Here is an 18,967-nt window from a genome sequence, read left to right as displayed (position 1 = left end):
CCGCGTACTCCGTCCTCATCCTGAGAGCCCGCCAAAGGGGGCGAAGGATGCGCCGGAGCGTTTACTCCGCCACCTCCAGCGCATGCACCGAGAACATCTTCGCGGCATCGGTCCAGCTCTCGCGCACCCGCCAGCCCGCGCCCTGCGCCAGCGCGGCGAAGCGCTCGAGGCTGTATTTGTAGCTGTTCTCGGTGTGGATGCTCTCGCCCGGACGGAACGAGAAGCTGGTGCCGAGTAGCCGCACCGTCTGGCTCTTCTTGCTGATCAGGTGCATCTCGATGCGGTGCCGCTCGCGATTGTAGATCGCGCGATGGGTGAAGGCGGAGAGGTCGAAATTGCCGCCGAGCTCGCGGTTGATGCGCACGAGAACATTGAGGTTGAAGCGCGCGGTGACGCCGGCCGCATCATTATAGGCGTCATGGAGCACGCGCTCTTCTTTCTCCAGGTCGGCGCCGATGATCATCTGCGCGCCCTTGCCGAGGATCTGGCGGGCGCTCTTCAGGAAGGCCTGGGCCTCATGCGGCTCGAAATTGCCGATGGTCGAGCCGGGGAAGAAGCCGACCTTGGGCATCGACACGACCGCTTTGGGAAGCTCGAACGGCGTCGTGAAGTCGGCGGCCACGGGATAGATGCCGAGCGCGGGAAAGTCCCGCTTCAGGCCGTTGGCCTGCGCCTTCAGGAAGTCGCCGGAGATGTCGACGGGGACATAGGCGGCGAACTTGCAGTGATTGAGCAGCAGGCGGACCTTTGTGGTCGCTCCGGCGCCGAACTCGACCAGCGCCGCATGCTCCGGAATGATCTTTGCGATCTCGCTGCCGCGCGCCTTCAGGATCGCCAGCTCCGTGCGCGTCGGATAATATTCCGGCAGCTTCGTGATCGCCTCGAACAGCTCCGATCCGGTGGCATCGTAAAAATATTTCGGCGACAGCTTTTTCGGCTGCTGCGAGAGGTCCCCGATGGCCTCGCGGGCGAAGACAGTGGTCTGCTCGTCGGGAAGATGGGCTTCGGCCAAAGCGCTGGCGCGCACATTCATGATACTCTCCTGAACGCGCTGTCCGGCGCGCATTTGTCGTCGGATAAGAATTTTACTCGTAGTCGGCGAGCCGCAGTCCGGTGAACTGCCAGCGGTGGTGCGGATAGAAGAAGTTGCGATAAGTGATACGGCTGTGGCCGTCAGGAGTTGCAAGCGAGGAGCCGCGCAGCACCAGCTGGTTGACCATGAACTTGCCGTTGTACTCGCCGAGGGCGCCTTCGACGGCGCGATAGCCGGGGTAGGGCGCGTAGGACGATCGCGTCCATTGCCAGACGATGCCGAAGGCATCGTTGAGTTGGCCCGCGCGCGCGGCGACCTCCCATTCCATCTCGGTCGGGAGATGCTTGCCGGCCCAGCGGGCGAACGCATCGGCCTCGTAATAGCTGACATGGCAGACTGGTGCGTCGGGATCGACCGGCTCGAGGCCGGCGAGCGTCATCACCTGCCATGCGCCATCGACCTCGCGCCAGTGGCCCGGGGCTTGCCAGTCTTCGTTGCTGGCGGCGGCGAAGCCGTCCATCAGCCACAGCGTCGCGGTCCGATAGCCGCCGTCACGCATGAAGGCGAGCCATTCGCCATTGGTGACGAGATTGCGGGCGATCTTGACCGGCCCGACGAGCGCGCGATGGGCCGGCTTCTCGTTGTCGAAATGAAAGCTGTCGTCGACATGGCCGACCGTGTGGATGCCTTCATTGAGCATCAGCCAGTCTTCACTGGCACGTGTCGAGGCGGGGAAGCGCCAGTCCCGATCGTAGGCTGGATAAACCGGGTTCTGCGCGAAGGCATGCAGGATGTCGGTCAGCATCAATTCCTGATGCTGCTGCTCGTGATTGAGCCCGACCTCGACCAGCGGCGCGAGGGCGCGAAGCTGGTCCTCGCCCGTCTCGCGGAAGAATTTGACGACGGCCGCATCGACATAGCTGCGATAGGCGCCGACCTCGCTGGCGCTCGGGCGCGTGATGTCACCGCGGTGGCCGCGCGCATGACGCGGCCCGGCGCTGACGTAATAGGAATTGAACAGGAAGGCGAAGTCGGGGTGGAAGGGGCGGTAGCCAGGCGAATGCTCGCCGAGCAGAAACTGCTCCCAGAACCAGGTGGTGTGGGCCCGGTGCCATTTGATCGGGCTCGCATCCGGCATGGACTGGATCTGCTGGTCCTCGGGCGAGAGCGGCGCGGCCCGGCGCTCGGTCTCGGTGCGGACGGCGAGAAACGCCTCCTCCAGCCGCCGGGCGAGGCTGCCCGGGTCAAAAGACGGTGACGAAAGCGGCGGACTGGCCGTAGCGGAGGCTTGTTTCGTCACGTTTTTCTCCAGACAGGACAAGAGAACGTTGTTGGCGTTGCCCGGTTCCAAAACCGGGGTTTGTCCTAGATAGGGGCTCCGTTGCGGTATGAAAGTCCTCCCCGGCGATGATATTCGTGCCGTCATGCAATGGGCTGGTGCCACCCAGGCCGGCCGCCAAGGGGTTGTTCGCCGCCATTTTACTTTGGATGCACAACGGTTTGGGCTACATATATAGGCAGGTATCGGGTTAAATCGGCTGAGCCAGCCCGAAGCGATCGGTGAGGGCTCCGCCCCGGAAGGACATGGATATGAGCATCGAGGAATTCATCGCTAACGAAGTGAAGTCGAACGACGTGGTTCTGTTCATGAAGGGCACGCCGCAATTTCCGCAGTGCGGGTTCTCGGGCCAGGTCGTCCAGATCCTCGACCATATCGGCGTCGGCTATAAGGGCCTCAACGTGCTCGAATCCGCCGAGCTGCGTAACGGCATCAAGGACTACTCGAACTGGCCGACCATTCCGCAGCTCTACGTCAAGGGCGAGTTCGTCGGCGGCTGCGACATCGTCCGCGAGATGTTCCAGGCCGGCGAATTGCAGCAGCTCTTCTCCGAGAAGGGCGTCGCCGTCGCGGCCTGATAAATGACCCGGCTGACGCGCCGGATCGGCGGTGTCGATCTCGAGGTCATCGTTGCCGACATCACGACACTCGGCGTTGACGCGATCGTCAACGCCGCGAACTCGTCGCTCCTTGGCGGGGGCGGCGTCGATGGCGCGATCCATCGGGCCGCCGGGCCCGATCTGGTCGCCGAATGCCGTATGCTCCACGGCTGCAAAACCGGCGATGCCAAGATCACCAAGGGCTACCGGCTCAAGGCCGCCCATGTAATCCACACCGTCGGGCCGGTCTGGAACGGCGGCACCCTCGGCGAGGACGATCTGCTCGCCTCCTGTTATCGCCGTTCGATGGAGCTGTGCGGGAAGCACAAGCTGACATCAGTGGCATTTCCCGCGATATCGACCGGCATTTTCCGCTTTCCCGCCGACCGGGCGGCAAATATTGCGATCCATACGACCATTGACGCCCTGCCGGCTGCGCCTTCGGTCGGCCATGTCATATTCTGTTGTTTTTCGGACGCCAGCGCCGCGCTCCACACGGACGTTTTGGCGCGCTACGGCAGCCCTTGTGCCTGATGGCGCGGCCGGTACACTCCGCCGGGCCATGTTCCGGGGAGGGGATATGATTTCACAGTCTGGACTGCGTGCGCTCGCCTGCGGCGCGCTTCTATCGCTTGGCGCGATGTCACTCGCGCGTGCGGAAGGAACCTACGAGATTCCGGCCGGCGCGCATTTCAATCAGGACAAGCTCGGCAAGATCAGCGAGTTCTTCAAGAACGAGGTCGCGACCGGCAAGATCGCCGGCGCGACCGTGCTGATCAAGCAGCACGGCCAGCCGGTGTTCCGCGAAGCCTTCGGCGTGCAGGATGCGGTCAGCAAGGCGCCGATCACGGACAAGACGATCTTCCGCTTGTTCTCGATGACCAAGGCGATCACCTCGGTCGTCGCGATGCAATTGGTCGAGGACGGCAAGATCAAGCTCGATGATCCCGTCTCGAAATACATTCCGTCATTCGCCAATGTGAAGGTCGGCGTCGAGAAGAAGGCCGAGGACGGCAGCAAGTCGCTCGAGCTGGTGCCGCCGAACCGGCCGATGACGGTGCACGATCTGATGACCCACACCTCGGGCGTCACCTATGGCTTCTACGGCGACAGCCTGGTTCGCAAGGCCTATCGCGATGCCAAGATCTATGACGGTGATTTCGACCTCGCCGAGTTTGCCGAGCGCATCGCCAAACTGCCGCTGCACAACCAGCCGGGCGCGCTGTGGCAATACGGCCATTCCACCGACATCCTCGCGCGCGTCATGGAGGTCGCGGCGGGCAAGCCGCTGATCGACATCATGCGGGAGAAGCTGCTCGATCCGCTCGGCATGGTCGATACCGGCTTCTTCGTCACGGACCCCGAGAAGCAGAAGCTTCTGGCGCAGCCGGTGCCGAACGACAGCGATTTCCGGGTCGGCCGGATCAACGATCCGACGGTCGTCAAGAAGATCCAGTTCGCCAGCGGCGGCATGGTCACGACCATGGCCGACTATCAGCGCTTTGCGCAGATGCTGCTCCACGGCGGCAGTTTCGGCGGCAAGACCATCCTCAAGCCCGAGACGTTCAAGCTGATGGCGACCGACCAGATCGGTCCGAAATCCGGCGTCGATCGCGACTATTTCTACTTCCCCGGCGACGGTTTTGGCTTCGGCCTTGGCCTTGCGGTCCGCACTGATCCCGGCAACGCAAAGCCGCCGCCGCCCGGCGATCTCGGCGAATTGAAGTGGGACGGCGCCTCCGGCTGTTATTTCGTGATCGACCCCAAGCAGGACATGTTCTTCGTGCTGCTGGAACAGACCCCGACCGAGCGCCAGCGCGTGCAACGGACATTGAAGCAGTTGGTTTATGAAGCCATGGAGAAGTGACATGTTCGGGCGCCGCGAGATGATCGTGGCGCTCGTTCTTCTGTTCGGTGTCGTCGGTGCGACGGCGGGCTCGGAAGGGCGCGCCGCGCGCAGTTTCTGGCCCGAGGGCCTGGCAAAGGTTTCCGACTACATCCGGAAGGAGATTGCCGCCGGCACGTTTCCGGGCGCGATCCTGCTGCTCCAGCAGCACGGCAAGCCCGCCTATTACGAGAATTTCGGTGTCCGCGATGTCGCGACCGAGATCTCGATGAGCGCGGACACGATCTTCCGGCTCTATTCGATGTCGAAGCCGGTCACGTCAGTCTTGGCGATGATGCTGGTCGAGGAGGGCAAGCTTTCGCTCGACCATCCCGTCTCGAAATACATTCCGGCCTTTGCCGGGATGAAGGTCGGCGTCGAGACCAAGGCCGAGGACGGCAAGGTCTCGCTGGTGCTGGAGCCGCTCAATCGTCCCGTGACGATCGAGGATTTGATGCGCCACACCGCCGGGCTGCCCTACGGCTATTATGGCGGGGGCCTGCTGAACAAGCTCTATGCCGACGCGGGTCTTTTCAACAACAAGGATTCGACCAACGCCGAACTCGTCGCGAAGATCACCGCGCTGCCGCTGGCCGAACAGCCCGGCACGATCTGGGATTACGGTCACTCCACCGACGTGCTCGGCCGCATCATCGAGGTGATCTCGGAAAAGACGCTGTTCGAGTTCGCGAAGGAGCGGCTGCTCGATCCACTCGGGATGACGGACACGGCGTACTATGTTGCCGATCCCGCCAAATGGCCGCGCATCGCCGAGCCGATGCCGACTGATCGCGCGATCAGCCCGATGACGCAGGTCCGCGATATCAGGAAACCACTGAAATGGGAGTCGGGCGGCGGCGGCATGGTCGGCACGATCAGTGACTATGCCCGCTTCTCGCAGATGCTGCTCAATGGCGGCAGCTATGACGGCCGGCGCTATCTCAAGCCCGAGACCATCGCGCTGATGGCGTCGGATCACATCGGGCCCGAGACCAAAATCACGCGCGACCAGAACTACTATCCGGGCAGCAGCTCCGGCTTCGGCCTCGGCTTTGCCGTGCGCACGTCGGTGCCGCCAGGGACATCCTGGCCACTCGGCGAATATCGCTGGGACGGCGTCGGCGGCACGTTCTTCTTCATCGATCCCGAAGACGATCTGTTCGGGATCTTCATGGTGCAGACCCCGTCGCAGCGCGGCCGGATTCAGCTGGCGCTGAAGACGCTGATCTATCAGGCGATGGGGCGGTAACTACGTCCCGCGCACGATCTCTCTGACGTAGCCGATCGTCTCTTCGATCTGGCTCGCATCGACGTCGAGATGGGTGCAGGCGCGAATGCGGCCGTCCATCATCGCGAGCGTCACGCCGCGCTGGCGCAGTGCGGCGACCATCTTGTCGCCGGCAATGCCGGCGCCGTCGGGCTTGAAGAATACCAGATTGGTCTCGGGCTCCTGCACCTCGATGCCCGCGATCTGCGACAGCCCGCGGGCAAGCGCGCGCGCATTGGCGTGGTCGTCGGCGAGGCGATCGACGTGATGGTCGAGCGCGTAGATGCAGGCGGCCGCGCAGATTCCGGCCTGCCGCATCGAGCCGCCGAGGCGCTGCTTCCACTGCCAAACCGCGTCGATGAAGGCCCGCGTGCCCGCGAGCACGCCGCCGATCGGCGCGCCCAGGCCCTTGGAGAAATCGATCCAGGCGGAATCCCACCCCGCGGTCATGTCGCGCGGTGAGATGCCGCTCGCCACGGTGGCGTTGAGCAGGCGCGCGCCGTCCATGTGGGTGATGAGGCCGTGCTGCTTGGCGATCGTCACGATCTCGTCGAGCGCCGCTTTCTTCCAGATCGTGCCGCCGCCGATATTGGCGGTCTGCTCGACGCTGACGACCGTCTGCGGCGGCTGGTAGCGCGTGCGCGGATGCAAGGCTCTCCGGAATGTCTCCGGCGTGAACTGGCCGTCGGGGCCCTTGAGTTGCGTCACCTGGAAGCCGCCGATCGCGGCATGCGCGCCGCCTTCGCGGGCGATGATGTGCGCGGTCTCATGCGCCAAAATCTCGTCGCCGGGGCGGCAATGCACCAGCGTCGCGGTGACGTTGCACATCGTGCCCGAGGGCATGTAGACCGCGGCTTCCTTGCCGAGCAGCTCCGCGACGCGTTCGCACAGCGCATTCACGGTCGGATCATCGCCGACCTGCTCGTCGCCGACCTCCGCCCGCGCCATCGCCTCGCGCATCGCAGCCGTTGGCCTGGTCTGCGTGTCCGACAGCAGATTGATGCGCACCGGCGGCGCCTTGGGATCGATCGGGGGAGGGGTGTAGAGCATGCGACGGCTCCTCAGGCATTGCGGCCACTGAAATGTGGCTCTTAAGCAAAAAGGCCCCGGCGAACCGGGGCCTTTCGATATTCAGATCTTAGCGCGAATAGAATTCGACGACCAGATGGGGCTCCATCTGCACCGGGAACGGCACGTCGGAGAGGGCGGGGATGCGCACGTATTTCGCGGTCATCTTGCCGTGGTCGACTTCGAGATAGTCGGGGGTGTCGCGCTCGGGAAGCTGGCTGGCTTCGAGCACGTGGGCGAGCTGCTTGGAGGCTTCCTTGACCTCGATCACGTCGCCGACCTTGAGCTGGTAGCTCGAGATGTTGACCTTGCGGCCGTTCACCTTGATGTGGCCGTGGTTGATGAACTGGCGGGCGGCGAAGATCGTCGAGACGAACTTGGCGCGGTACACGACCGCGTCGAGACGACGCTCGAGCAGGCCGATCAGGTTCTCGCCGGTGTCACCCTTGAGGCGGCTGGCCTCGACATAGATGCCGTGGAACTGACGCTCGCTGATGTTGGCGTAGTAGCCCTTCAGCTTCTGCTTGGCGCGCAGCTGCACGCCGAAGTCGGAGAGCTTGCCCTTGCGGCGCTGGCCGTGCTGGCCGGGGCCGTACTCGCGGCGGTTCACGGGGCTCTTCGGGCGGCCCCAGATGTTCTGGCCCATACGGCGATCGAGTTTGTACTTCGCCTCACTGCGCTTAGTCATCGCGTCCTCTTCAGGTACATGGTTTGAGGAAACGCGCCCTCCTGTGTGACGGGCTAGCCCGGCACTGACAGGTCCGATCCCCAAAGCTTGAAGGGATTGGACCACGGGTCGCGAAACGCTTCGCGGGCCGAAATCGGCCCGCGAGCAGGCGGCTTTTAGGGGAGTTTGGGGTTCGCTGTCAATGCGAATGACCCCGGAATCAGGTCCCGACCGCCCGGATCGGCTTCGACCCCGCCGCCCGTAATTCGGCAGCGATTTCAGTGTTCAGGACCTGTTCCAGCCGGGTCAGGACCCGGGCAATGGGGGCAGCGTCGGTGACCCGGTGGTCCCAGCGGATGACCACATGGATGGTCTGGTCGCCCTCGACCACCCCATAGCTGACGATATAGGGGCCGGGCGTGATGGGGTGGAGCTCGCCACCGCCATAGGCGGCTACCGAGCTCACGGCGAAGCTGCCGAACCAGTTGCCGCGCTGGCGGCCGAAATTCAGGCCGATCGCCCAGGACAGGCGCCGCAGCGGCAGGGGCAGGCGGGTCGCCCGCATGATCTTGCGGAACATCGGGACGTCGTCGATCGGCGCCGTCTTGGCACGCCGGATCTCGGCGTCCACCGCGGCCAGCGTCATGGCCTCAGGAGCCGCGATTCGCTGCGGCATCACGCATTCCTCGCCGGCCTCGACCCGGGCGATGGCGACCGAGGCCACGCTGTTCGGTAGTTCGTAGAGCATCGGCCAGGGCCATTTGGCGTAGACCGTGCGCAGGACCGGCTCGTCCTTGGCCACCACAGCGAAGGCCTTGACGAACATCGCGGCCCAGCCCGCAGGCGCCATCGCGCCGGCGCGGGCCTCCAGCAGAGGGCGGATATTGAGCGAACGGGAGAGCGAGACGAACGGCACGTCCATCGACGCGCGCATGAGGTCGCAGATCAGGCGGCGCCGCAGCGAAATGGTCTTGGGCGTTCCGCGCATCGCTCTTTCGGTTCCCGAGGATGAAAATATGGGCAGCAAGCGGGTTTCCGCTCGCCGCCTGCTCTAGCATGAACCAACCCGCTGAGGAGCGGTCGGTTCGCCGCATCAGGGCGCCGGGGAGGCCAGCGGCTTGGTCTTGTCGACGACGTAAACTCCCAGCACTTTCATAGCCTTATCGCCGTGGACCTTGGCGTCGTGCACGACGCCTGCCGGGATTTGATAGGAATCGCCAGCTTTCAGGGTTTTCTCCGGCTGCCCGTCGACGAGCAGATTCAGCTCGCCTTCCAGGACGTAGCCCGTTTCAATTCCAGGATGGGTATGGCGTCCGGCTGCGCCGCCCGCCGGAATTTCCGCGATGGCGGTGATGGTGTTGTAGCCGTCGGGAAACTCGACCTTCTGAAGCGGGGTGCGCTTGATGCCGGTCTGCTGGGCGAAGGCCGCGGCGGCAACGCCCGTGAAAACGAGAGCGAGCAAAGTCTTTTTGAGCATGGTTTTTCCTCCCTGGAACGGCCAGACCCTAGCAGCGCCGCGGTTCCCGGCAAGGTGGCAATACGTTTGCTCAGCGCCTGATGCCCTGGAACGCGGCCATGATGCCGCGCTGGAAGAGCGACCAGTCGAAGCCGAGCGCGATGGCGCGGTAGCCGCGGTCGATCAGGGCGTTGGCCTGGTCGGCGGTGCGCGCGACGCCGCCGATCGGCACGCCGCTTTTGAGGATGCCGGCTTCGGCGCGGGCGATCAGCTCCAGCAATTCCGGATCGTCCATCTGGCCGCGCTTGTTGATGGACGTGGCGAGATCGCCGGGGCCGATCACCGCAACGTCGATGCCCGGTGTGGCCATGATCTCGTCGATGCGGTTGACGGCCTCGACATGCTCGATGGTGACCATGCAGATCATCTCGTCGTCGGCTGAGGCCATGTAGTCCGGCATCGACTGGCCCCAGCGGAATGGCGCGTGGAACGGGCCCCAGAGACGATCTCCGCGCGGCGGATAGCGCACGCTGCGCACCGCCTTCTCGGCTTCAGTGCGATTGGTGATCATCGGGAAATTGATGCCGAAGGCGCCGATGTCCATCGGCGCTTTCGCAAGCCACGGCTCGTTCGCCGCGATCCGCACCAGAGGCGTGCACGGCGTGCCGGTGGTGGCCGCGATCATCGCGTGTGCTTCGGTGAGTCCAATCGGACCATGCTCGAGATCGACGATGATCCAGTCGAGCGAGCGTGCCATGATCTGCACCATCTGCACGCTCGGGATGGTCGCGATCGCGCCGAAGGCGGGGCGGCCCTCGCTCCACAATTGGCGGAGACGATTGAGCGGCGTTGCCGGGACTGACATGGGATGACCTTGCACGAGATGGCGACGGCGAAGCCTAGCAGCGCGCCGTTACCTCGGAAAGTCAGGCCAGCGCGCGGCCGCCGAAGAATGGCGTCAGCGCGGCGCTGAGGCCATGCACGCGGTTCGAGGTAAAAATCATCTCGGCGCCGGACTGCGCGATGCCGTAGGTGGGTGCGCCGAGCAGGTCGGAGACGCGGCGGGCAATGGCGGGTGCCGGGTCGATCCATGCGACCGGCCAGGGCGCGAGCTTTTTCATCCGGTCGAGCAGCAGCGGATAATGCGTGCAGGCGAGCACGATCGTATCGGTGCGCGACGTCGCGTCCGCGGCATCGCCGACGAAGCAGGGGGCGAGCTCGGCGAGAATATCGCCGTCGCTGATGGAAGAGCCGCTGAGCTCAGCTTCGGCGAGCGAGGCGAGCTCGGGCGATCCCACCAGCGTCACCTCGCAGCCCAGCGCGAAGTCGCGGATCAGCGCCTTGGTGTATTCCCGCTTCACCGTGCCCTTGGTGCCCAGCACCGAGACGCGACGGGTCTTCGACTGCGCGCAGGCCGGCTTGATCGCCGGGACGGTGCCGACGAAGGGCACGGAATAAGCGGCGCGCAAGTGCGACAGGACCAGGGTGGAGGCCGTGTTGCAGGCGATGACGACGAGGTCAGGATCATGGGTGCCGATCAGCTCCCCCATCAGCGGCACGACGCGAGCGACGATCTCGTCCTCGCCATGGTGGCCGTAGGGGAAGAAAGCGTCGTCGGCGACGTAGACGTAATGCGCATCCGGGCGTGCGGCCACGACCTCACGCAGCACGGTGAGGCCGCCAAGGCCGGAATCGAATACCAGGATGGTCGGGGAATAGGTCACGTCGCTACCTTAAGGGCGCCATGGTTACCATTCGGTTTTTAGGGCGGTTTTGCGGCGGATGCTGCCTGGAGCCGATTTGGAAGGATTGAATGCGTTGCCGATGGGGACATATCCGCAAAAACCCGGGGTGTCGCGCAACTGATCACGCGATCCTGTTCGTGGTGGCCCCCCGCTCCGTGGCGAGCTGCTTCTGCAAGCGGTCGATGTTTTGCAGCAGGCGCTGGCTGGTCAGCACGAGGAAGTAGTAGCCGAACTGCGGATCCTGGAAGTAGATCTCGAGCAGCCGGTCATAGGTGATCGTCAGCACCTGTCCGTCTTCGATGCACTCGATCGTGCCGGTGCGCCGGTTGTCCGGTGTGAGGAAGCCCAGTTCGCCCATCAGTGCGCCCGGCAGGATCTCGATGTTGATCTCCTTGACCAGGAACTTGCCGGTGACGGTGAGGAGCATCTCCTTGGCCGGATCGCCCAGCTTGAAGAGCGTGTCGCCGCGGCGATATTTGCGTTCGGTCATGAACGGCTTCAGCCACTCGATCGACATGTCGCCTTCGGCCGCATGGCGCGCCTTCTTCACCAGCTTGAGCATCTGCCGCAGGCGCAAGGCGTTGATCGGGAGCATCAGAAGATAGAGCAGGAACGTCGAGACGTTGGCGGAGAGCGCGCCGAAGATGGCGAAGAACGCGCAGCCGATCATGTTGGCGACGCGCAGGGGCACCATCGTCCGCATCAGGAGGGTGGCGACGAAGAAGCCAGCGCCGATCGTAGCGAACAAATTGGCAAGCGTGATGTTCTGGACGAAGATTTCCAGCAACCGATTGAAGATCGCGTCGTAGGTGACGTTGTTCGGATCGAGGCCCATCTGGACCAGGATCTTTGCGATCCTGAGGTTGTCCGTCGCCGCATCGAGAATGCGGTCGAGGATCGACGAAATGTCTGCGCTGCCGGACGGCATGGTACTAACCCCGCGTAAGGCCTTCAGTCCTGGTCGGTATGCTCGACACGTATAGCCGAAATCGAATGACGGCCGCCTGAAATGAGGCCTTCGGCCGCCGTGCCGCAAGAGGCAAATTTTAGCCTGATCGGGCGTTTCGGCAATTGCCCGTTGGTTGCGCGTATGGCGGTGGCGCGGTCCGTGATTCGGGGCGCCGGGTGCGGGCTCTGGCGGACTTGGATGGATCCGGCGCCCGACGATGCGGGGCCGCGGGGCGATCCCGCCTCAGGGCTTGGCGGCGGGCTGCACGACCTGCTGCTCGACGAGGGTGAGGTGGCCGGGGAGCGACCCGGCGCGCAGCATCATGGCGACGCTGTTTGCCTCCTCCAGCGTGAAATTGCCGGAGATCTGACCGGAGCCCCCGGTGATGGGCTCGCGGATCACAGGGGCGGAGATCACCTTGCCCTCGAGCACGATGGCGAAGGGTTTTCCGACGTTCTCTTCGGTGACGTGGGCGAAACGCCGCGTGCCGCGGCCATCGAAGCGGAACGAGGCGATCGGCTCCTTCGTGCCTCCCGCAAAGCCGGGGCCTGCATAGCTGATGTCATCGCCGTCCAGCGCGCTGTCCTTGGCGACCAGATAGGGGAGCTTGTCCTTGAAGCCGAACAGGACTTCGCTGCCCGCAGGCGGCGTGCCGGATTGCGCCTGCTCGCCCGACATCGAAAGATCCACCAGTCGGAAGCTGACCTTGACCTTCCTGGCAAAGACCGCGGTGACGCGCTCGGGCTCCATCACTTCAGGCAGGAAGATGCGGATGCGGTCCGAGCCATCCGGCTGGACACTGGCGAGCTTGATGCCGGCGTCCTTCAGTCGCTGCTCGATCATGGCGATGGAATCTTCGACGAGTTCGCGCAACCGTGCCGCCGACGCGGCATCGGTCGGCGCAAGCCTGACCAGTCCGTCGCCGCCGTCGGACAGGTTAAGCGCATGCGACGGCAATCCCTCCGCGGCCGATGCGAGCTTGCGCGCGAGCTGCTCGCGACCCCGGGCATCCGTGATCTTCAATTCGACGCCGCCGTCGCGGATCGCAAGACCGGAGAAGGCGATCTTGCCCTCGCGCAGGGTCTTGTAGACCTCGTCGCGCAAATCCGTGACGACGCTCTCGCGCAAGCCGTCGGTGTCGACTTTGTAGACGATGCGCGAGCCGCCGAGCTTCTCCATCTTGTCGCCGACGAAGGCCGCGAGCTTGGCGCGCATCTTGTCGAACTGGCTGTCTCCGGCAAGCGCCGTGCAGGGAAGGGCGAGCGCCGCTGCCATCGCGAGTGCGCCGATCAGTCGTGTGGCGCGGTCCCGCATGGGCATAGTCATGATCACCTCAAGTCTTGCGGCAGGGCGCTGGCAGGCGAATCCAATACCTGCTCTTGGTCCCCAGAGCGGTCGCCAAGGTTCAATGACCTCGAACGCCGGTGCTGCGGGCGTAGCCGTTAGGCCATGGACGAACGCCCGATCATCCATCATTCTGTCCTCGCTCGACCGGCCATTGGTCGAGGTCCTGCCACCCCAAAAAGTCAAAAGACAAGGGGGCGGGGAAATGCATCTGAGGGAGGACGGAATTCCATGGCGGGCATCCACGCGCTCGATCGGTTCATCGGCAGCGAGTATCCGGAGCTTTTGACGGACGCGCAGGTCCGGGCCTTCGAGCAGGTCCCTTACGCCGATCGCGTCGCGGCCGAGAGCACCTATGACGCTGTCAGGCTCGGTGCTGCGCGCAATCCCGACGGGGCGGCGATCCAGTTCCTGCAAAATGCCGATTCGGCCGACACGCCGGTCGTGGTGACGTATCGCGATCTGATCGCGCGCGTCACGCAGGCCGCCAACATGTTTCACGCGCTCGGTGTCGAGAAGGGCGACGTCGTCAGCTTCATGCTGCCGCTGGTGCCGGATGCCTTCGTGACGCTGCTCGGCGCCGAGGCCGCCGGCATCGCCAATCCCGTCAATCCGCTGCTGGAGCCGCACCAGATCGCGGAGATCCTGGAAGCCGCGAACACCAAGATCCTGGTCGCGCTCGGGCCGATGCCCGGCACCGACATCTGGCAGAAGGTCGAGCAGATCCGCCCGCAGCTCAAGCAGCTCAAGGCGATCGTGCAGGTGTTCGGCGGCGGCGACCCCGCGAACGGCATCTTTGCCTTCAGCGACCTGATCAGGCAGCAGCCTTCCGACCGGCTCGTCAGCGGACGCAAGATTTCGGGTAGCGACATCGCCGCCTATTTCCACACCGGCGGCACCACCGGTACGCCAAAACTGGTGCGGCACACCCACGCCAACCAGGTCTATCAGGCCTGGGCGCTCAATCTGCTGCTGAGGCCGAAGCCGGGCTCGAATTTGCTGTTCGGCATGCCGCTGTTTCACGTCGGCGGATCGTTGACGCAGGTGCTGCTGACGCTCTCGAGCGGCGGCTCGCTGGTCGTGCTGTCGCCGAGCGGCTGGCGCAATCCGAATTCGGTCAAGAACATCTGGGGGCTGGTCGAGCGCTTCAAGCCCGAGGCGCTATCGAGCGTGCCGACGGTGCTCGCGGCGACCCTCGCGGTGCCGCCGGGCAATGCCGACATCTCCAGCCTGAAATATGCCGCCGGCGGCGGCTCGGCGATTCCGGTCGCGGTTGGCTCGGCGATCCAGGAGAAGCTGAAGCTTCCGGTGGTCGAGGTCTACGGCATGACCGAGACCTCGAGCGTGCACACGCTGGCCTATCCGTCGCGGCCGATCCGGCTCGGCTCGGTCGGCCTTCCCATGCCTTACGCGCGCGTGCGCATCGTGCAGCTCGACGCCGGCGGCCGCCTGATCCGCGACTGCGTGCCTGACGAGATCGGCGTCGTCATCATGGCCGGGCCCGGCGTGTTCGGCGGCTATCTCAACGACGAGCACAACAAGGGCGCCTTCGTCGACGAGGTCTGGGTCAATTCCGGCGATCTCGGCCGGCTGGACGCCGACGGCTATCTCTGGATCACGGGCCGCGCCAAGGACCTCGTGATCCGCGGCGGCCACAATATCGATCCGGCGCCGATCGAGGAGATCATGTTCCGCCATCCCGCGGTCGGCTTCGCTGCGGTGGTCGGCCAGCCCGATGCCTATGCCGGCGAACTGCCTGTGGGTTACGTGCAGCTGAAGCCGGGCGCGACCGTCGAGCCGGGCGAGCTCGAGTCCTGGGTGCGGGAGCGGACGCCGGAGCGCGCCGCCGTTCCGGTGCAGGTCATTCCGATCGACCCGATGCCGGTGACGGGCGTCGGCAAGGTGTTCAAGCCGCAGCTTCGCTGGGACGCCGCGCAACGCGTGTTCACCAAGGTGCTGGCGCCGCTCGCCGAACGCGGCATCGACTGCAAGGTGAAGGTCGGTGCCCACGGCAGCCACGGTTCGATCGCGACCGTGACGCTTGCCGGTCTGCCGGCGGATCGGCGCGAGCAGGTCGCGAGCGAGGTGCACGCGCTGCTTGCACCGTTCGTGATGCGCCACGAGGTGGTGCAGATGTAGCGGACTTAACCCGCTTCGGCGTCTGTCCGAAAGCAGGGCGACGCTTCGTCGCATTATCCTTACCCCCGTTCGAGGAGCCCTATGTGATCGAAATCACATAGGAAGAGTTGGCAATCGGCGACGCTACCGAATAGTCTCGTGGAATTGCATCCTGGGGGACGCAAGTGATTCCGTTTCGACTTTTTGCTTTGCTGATTTTTGCGATTGGCCTTGCCTGCGGACCGGCGCATGCCGACCGGCGGGTCGCGCTCGTCATTGGCAATTCCGCTTACAAGAGCGCACCGAAGCTCGGCAATCCCGTGAACGACGCCACGCTGGTCGGCGGCATGTTCAAGAAGGCCGGTTTCGATTCCGTCGACGTCAGGCTGGATCTCAGCGCGAGCGAGATGCGACGCATGCTGCGCGAGTTTGCCGGCAGAACGCGCGATGCGGAAATGGCGGTGATCTATTACGCCGGCCACGGCATCGAGCTCGACGGCACCAACTATCTCATACCGACCGACGCAACGCTGGAGACGGACGGTGACGTGCTCGACGAGACCATCCCGGTTGAGCGTGCGCTGTTCGCGGTCGAGCCGGCCAAGCAGCTTCGCCTCATCATTCTCGACGCCTGCCGCGACAATCCCTTCTCAAAGACCATGAAGCGCACGCTGGCCTCGCGTGCGATCGGACGCGGCCTGGCGAAGGTCGAGCCGACCAGTCCCAACACCATGATCGCCTTCGCCGCGAAGGCGGGGTCGACGGCCTCCGACGGAGATTCCCGAAACAGCCCGTTTGCCACCGCGCTGGTCGAGCACCTGCCGAAGCCGGGCCTTGATCTGCGCAAGGCCTTCGGCTTCGTGCGCGACGACGTGCTCAAGGCGACCGGTTACAAGCAGGAGCCTTATGTCTATGGCTCGCTCGGCGGCGACGATGTGCCGTTGGTCGTGGTCAAGCCGGCCGCCACCGGTCCGCAGGCCAACCCGCAGGATGCCATTCGCAGGGATTACGAGCTCGCGCTTCAGCTTGCCACGCGCGACGGCTGGGAAGCGTTCCTGGCGGCCTATCCGGAAGGCTTCTACGCGAACCTCGCCAAAGGCCAGTTGAACAAGATCGGCGCCGAAGAGACGCGCGCTTCGGCCGAGCAAAAGGCCAAGGCGGCCGAACTGGAAAAGGCGCGGCTCATTGCCGAGCGCGCCCAGAAGGCCGAGCAGGAGAAGGCGGCCGCCGCGGCCAAGGCCGCCGAGGAGGCGCGGATCGCGGCCGAGAAGCAGAAGCAGATCGAGCAGGCGCGGGCTGATGCGGCCGAACGGCAGCGCAAGGTGGCCGAGGCGGCGGCCGAGAAGGCGCAGGCCGAAAAGCAGGCGGCAGAGAAGGCCAAGGCCGAACTCGCTGCCAGGCAGGCCGCAGAGAAAGCGGAGCAGGGCGCAAAGCCCCCCGCTGATCGGCAGATGCCGGAGCCCGAGAAGAAGGTCGCGGCTCTCTCGCCCGCACCGGCGTCCACGTTGTCGGCAGCCGATCTGACAAAATCCGTGCAGAGCGAATTGCGCCGCGTCGGCTGCCTGTCGGCCGGCAGCGAGGGTGACTGGAACGCAGCGTCGCAGCGTTCGCTGACGCTGTTCAACAAATACGCCGGCACCCAGTTCGATGCAAAGCTTGCAAGCGTCGACGCACTCGACGCGCTGAAGGCGAAGCCCGGACGGGTGTGCCCGCTCGTGTGCAATTTCGGCTTCAAGGCCGACGGCGATCAATGCGTGAAGATCACCTGCCGCGCCGGCTATCGCGTCGGGGACGACAACGAATGCGAGAAGGTGCAAGAGAAGAAGCCGGTTGCGACGCGCGAGGATTCCAGACAGCGAGACGATGACCGGAAGAAGAGCGAGTCCGCGCCGTCGAAGCCGCAGGCCACAGGCCAGATCTATTGCAACAGTGCGGGGTGCCGTCCGGTCCGGCAGGGTTGTCGGCTCGAAGGCTGGGGCAACAGGAATGCTGGCATGGCGAGCGGCGGCGGTAGCAGCATGGTCGAGGTCTGCAACTGAACTGTAAGTGCCCTCGGCAGCCCATTTCTCTAAGGGCCAGATCGTCAAGTCGAGCGCAAGGGTAATCCTCGCGTCGTCTTGACGCTTCCTCTCGTCCCCGACTATCGCTGCGCTCGGTCGGGGCTACGACATTGTCACGGCCCGACGCTAACCCGCCGGCATCCGCGTTTCGACCAGCCGCACCCAATATGATGCGCCGTGGCCGAGGATGTTGTCGTTGAAGACATAGGCCGGATGGTGGCACTCGTTGCCGTCGCCCATGCCGACCAGGATCATCGCGCCGGGGCGCGCCTCCAGCATGAACGAGAAGTCCTCGGCGCCCATCATCGGAATGAACTTGTCGTTGACGCGCTCGGTGCCGACGATGTCGCGGGCGACGTCGGCGGCAAGGCCGGCTTCGCGCGCATGGTTCATCGTCACCGGATACATCCGCGTGTACTTGGTCTCGGCCGAGCCGCCATAGGCGCGGGCGACGCTGTCGGCGACCTCGCCGATGCGGCGCTCGACGAGATCGCGCACCTCAGGATCGAGCGTGCGCACGGTGCCGCCGAGCTCGGCCACTTCCGGGATGATGTTGAAGGCCGTGCCGGAGTGGAATTGCGTGATCGAGATGACGGCGGACTTCAGCGGATCGACGTTGCGCGCGACGATCGACTGCAATGCGTTGACGATCTGCGAGCCGATCAGCACGCTGTCGACGGATTTGTGCGGACCAGCGCCGGCATGGCCGCCCTTGCCGTGCACCGTGATCTGGACGTTGTCGGAGGAGGCGAGCATCGCGCCGGGCGTGGTCGCGAAATGGCCTTCGGGCAGACCCGGCATGTTGTGCATGCCGTAGACCTCCTGGATGTTCCAGCGCGTCATCAGCCCGTCCTCGACCATGGCCTTGCCGCCGCCACCGCCTTCCTCGGCGGGCTGGAAGATCATGATCGCGGTGCCGTCGAAATTGCGCGTCTCGGCAAGATATTTGGCCGCGCCCAGCAGCATGGCGGTGTGACCGTCATGGCCGCAGGCGTGCATCTTGCCGGGGACCTTGGACGCATAAGGCACGCCCGAGGTTTCCATGATCGGCAGCGCGTCCATGTCGGCGCGGAGCCCAATGGTCTTGCCGGAGGCGGATTTGCGGCCGCGGATCACACCGACCACACCGGTGCGGCCGATGCCCGTCACCACCTCGTCGCAGCCGAACTCGCGCAGTTTGTCGGCGACGATGCCGGCGGTGCGATGGACCTCGTATTGCAGCTCCGGGTTCTCGTGGAAATCATGGCGCCAGGCGGCCATTTCGTCGGAGAGGGCGGCAACGCGGTTGACGATGGGCATGAGGGGGATCCGTTTCTTGTTCGCAGGGTGGGTTAGCGTAGCGTACCCCACCACTGTTTGTCTCCATGGACGCGAAAGAGGTGGGATGCGCCCAGCGGACTGCGCTTCGCGCAGCCGCAAGGCTAACCCACCCTGCGA

General features: G+C 64.7%; 17 protein-coding genes. 6 read left to right on the top strand and 11 right to left on the bottom strand.

The features are described from left to right. Window positions 1–61: 61 nt before the first annotated feature. Both egtD and egtB read right to left on the bottom strand, forming a co-directional pair. Window positions 62–1,033 (bottom strand): L-histidine N(alpha)-methyltransferase, encoded by a 972-nt coding sequence (egtD, locus tag I3J27_RS24650; protein ID WP_270161193.1) that lies wholly within the window; start codon window positions 1,031–1,033, stop codon window positions 62–64. Window positions 1,034–1,085: 52 nt separating this feature from the next. Continuing rightward, complete coding sequence (gene egtB / locus I3J27_RS24645) at window positions 1,086–2,384, bottom strand: ergothioneine biosynthesis protein EgtB (RefSeq protein WP_270161190.1); 1,299 nt, start codon at window positions 2,382–2,384, stop codon at window positions 1,086–1,088. Window positions 2,385–2,623: 239 nt separating this feature from the next. Here egtB and grxD point away from each other — a divergent pair, with 239 nt between their 5' ends. The 4 genes from grxD to I3J27_RS24625 are packed head-to-tail and all read left to right on the top strand — an operon-like array spanning window position 2,624 to window position 6,105. Then, window positions 2,624–2,950 (top strand): Grx4 family monothiol glutaredoxin, encoded by a 327-nt coding sequence (gene grxD, locus I3J27_RS24640; RefSeq protein ID WP_007602294.1) that lies wholly within the window; start codon window positions 2,624–2,626, stop codon window positions 2,948–2,950. A gap of 3 nt (window positions 2,951–2,953) precedes the next feature. Then, entirely contained in the window at window positions 2,954–3,505 is a 552-nt protein-coding gene (locus tag I3J27_RS24635) for an O-acetyl-ADP-ribose deacetylase (RefSeq protein ID WP_270161176.1), read from the top strand. Between the two features lie 46 nt (window positions 3,506–3,551). After that, a complete protein-coding gene (locus I3J27_RS24630) occupies window positions 3,552–4,838 on the top strand; it encodes a serine hydrolase domain-containing protein (protein ID WP_270161173.1) in 1,287 nt (428 codons plus the stop codon). A 1-nt stretch (window position 4,839) separates the two neighbouring features. Next, complete coding sequence (locus tag I3J27_RS24625; protein WP_270161167.1) at window positions 4,840–6,105, top strand: serine hydrolase domain-containing protein; 1,266 nt, start codon at window positions 4,840–4,842, stop codon at window positions 6,103–6,105. On the opposite strand, the gene I3J27_RS24620 is transcribed toward I3J27_RS24625, so the two are convergent. The 8 genes from I3J27_RS24620 to I3J27_RS24585 form a co-directional block, all read right to left on the bottom strand. Continuing rightward, the gene (locus I3J27_RS24620; protein ID WP_270161165.1) at window positions 6,106–7,173 is read right to left on the bottom strand and encodes a threonine aldolase family protein; all 1,068 of its coding nucleotides are present in this window, start codon (window positions 7,171–7,173) and stop codon (window positions 6,106–6,108) included. It abuts the gene before it with no gap. 88 nt (window positions 7,174–7,261) lie between these two features. Next, on the bottom strand, window positions 7,262–7,879 hold the full coding sequence (gene rpsD / locus I3J27_RS24615) for a 30S ribosomal protein S4 (RefSeq protein WP_270161158.1): 618 nt from the start codon (window positions 7,877–7,879) through the stop codon (window positions 7,262–7,264). Window positions 7,880–8,078: 199 nt separating this feature from the next. Beyond that, entirely contained in the window at window positions 8,079–8,846 is a 768-nt protein-coding gene (locus I3J27_RS24610; protein ID WP_270161156.1) for an acyltransferase, read from the bottom strand. Window positions 8,847–8,951: 105 nt separating this feature from the next. Further along, on the bottom strand, window positions 8,952–9,335 hold the full coding sequence (locus I3J27_RS24605; RefSeq protein ID WP_270161153.1) for a cupin domain-containing protein: 384 nt from the start codon (window positions 9,333–9,335) through the stop codon (window positions 8,952–8,954). A gap of 70 nt (window positions 9,336–9,405) precedes the next feature. Continuing rightward, on the bottom strand, window positions 9,406–10,179 hold the full coding sequence (locus I3J27_RS24600) for an HpcH/HpaI aldolase family protein (RefSeq protein ID WP_270161147.1): 774 nt from the start codon (window positions 10,177–10,179) through the stop codon (window positions 9,406–9,408). Window positions 10,180–10,240: 61 nt separating this feature from the next. After that, complete coding sequence (gene murI / locus I3J27_RS24595) at window positions 10,241–11,038, bottom strand: glutamate racemase (RefSeq protein WP_270161144.1); 798 nt, start codon at window positions 11,036–11,038, stop codon at window positions 10,241–10,243. A 142-nt stretch (window positions 11,039–11,180) separates the two neighbouring features. Continuing rightward, window positions 11,181–11,987: a Crp/Fnr family transcriptional regulator gene (locus tag I3J27_RS24590; RefSeq protein WP_270161138.1), complete on the bottom strand. Its 807-nt coding sequence runs from the start codon at window positions 11,985–11,987 to the stop codon at window positions 11,181–11,183. 264 nt (window positions 11,988–12,251) lie between these two features. Beyond that, window positions 12,252–13,334, bottom strand: coding sequence for a SecDF P1 head subdomain-containing protein (locus tag I3J27_RS24585; RefSeq protein ID WP_270161136.1), 1,083 nt, complete (start codon window positions 13,332–13,334; stop codon window positions 12,252–12,254). 249 nt (window positions 13,335–13,583) lie between these two features. Between I3J27_RS24585 and I3J27_RS24580 the strand changes: the two genes are divergently transcribed. Together I3J27_RS24580 and I3J27_RS24575 are read left to right on the top strand one after the other, a co-directional pair. Beyond that, window positions 13,584–15,491: an acyl-CoA synthetase gene (locus I3J27_RS24580; RefSeq protein WP_270161131.1), complete on the top strand. Its 1,908-nt coding sequence runs from the start codon at window positions 13,584–13,586 to the stop codon at window positions 15,489–15,491. Between the two features lie 164 nt (window positions 15,492–15,655). Next, window positions 15,656–17,509, top strand: coding sequence for a caspase family protein (locus tag I3J27_RS24575; protein WP_370691862.1), 1,854 nt, complete (start codon window positions 15,656–15,658; stop codon window positions 17,507–17,509). Window positions 17,510–17,656: 147 nt separating this feature from the next. Here I3J27_RS24575 and I3J27_RS24570 read toward each other — a convergent pair whose 3' ends face one another. Beyond that, window positions 17,657–18,829, bottom strand: a complete 1,173-nt coding sequence (locus I3J27_RS24570) for a M20 aminoacylase family protein (protein ID WP_270161121.1) — start codon at window positions 18,827–18,829, stop codon at window positions 17,657–17,659. Window positions 18,830–18,967 lie beyond the last annotated feature (138 nt).

The organism is Bradyrhizobium xenonodulans (assembly GCF_027594865.1).
GTDB classification, from domain to species: Bacteria; Pseudomonadota; Alphaproteobacteria; order Rhizobiales; family Xanthobacteraceae; genus Bradyrhizobium; species Bradyrhizobium xenonodulans.
The sequence above is the reverse complement of the archived record's forward strand: the minus strand, read 5'-3'. Positions and strand labels throughout refer to the sequence as shown.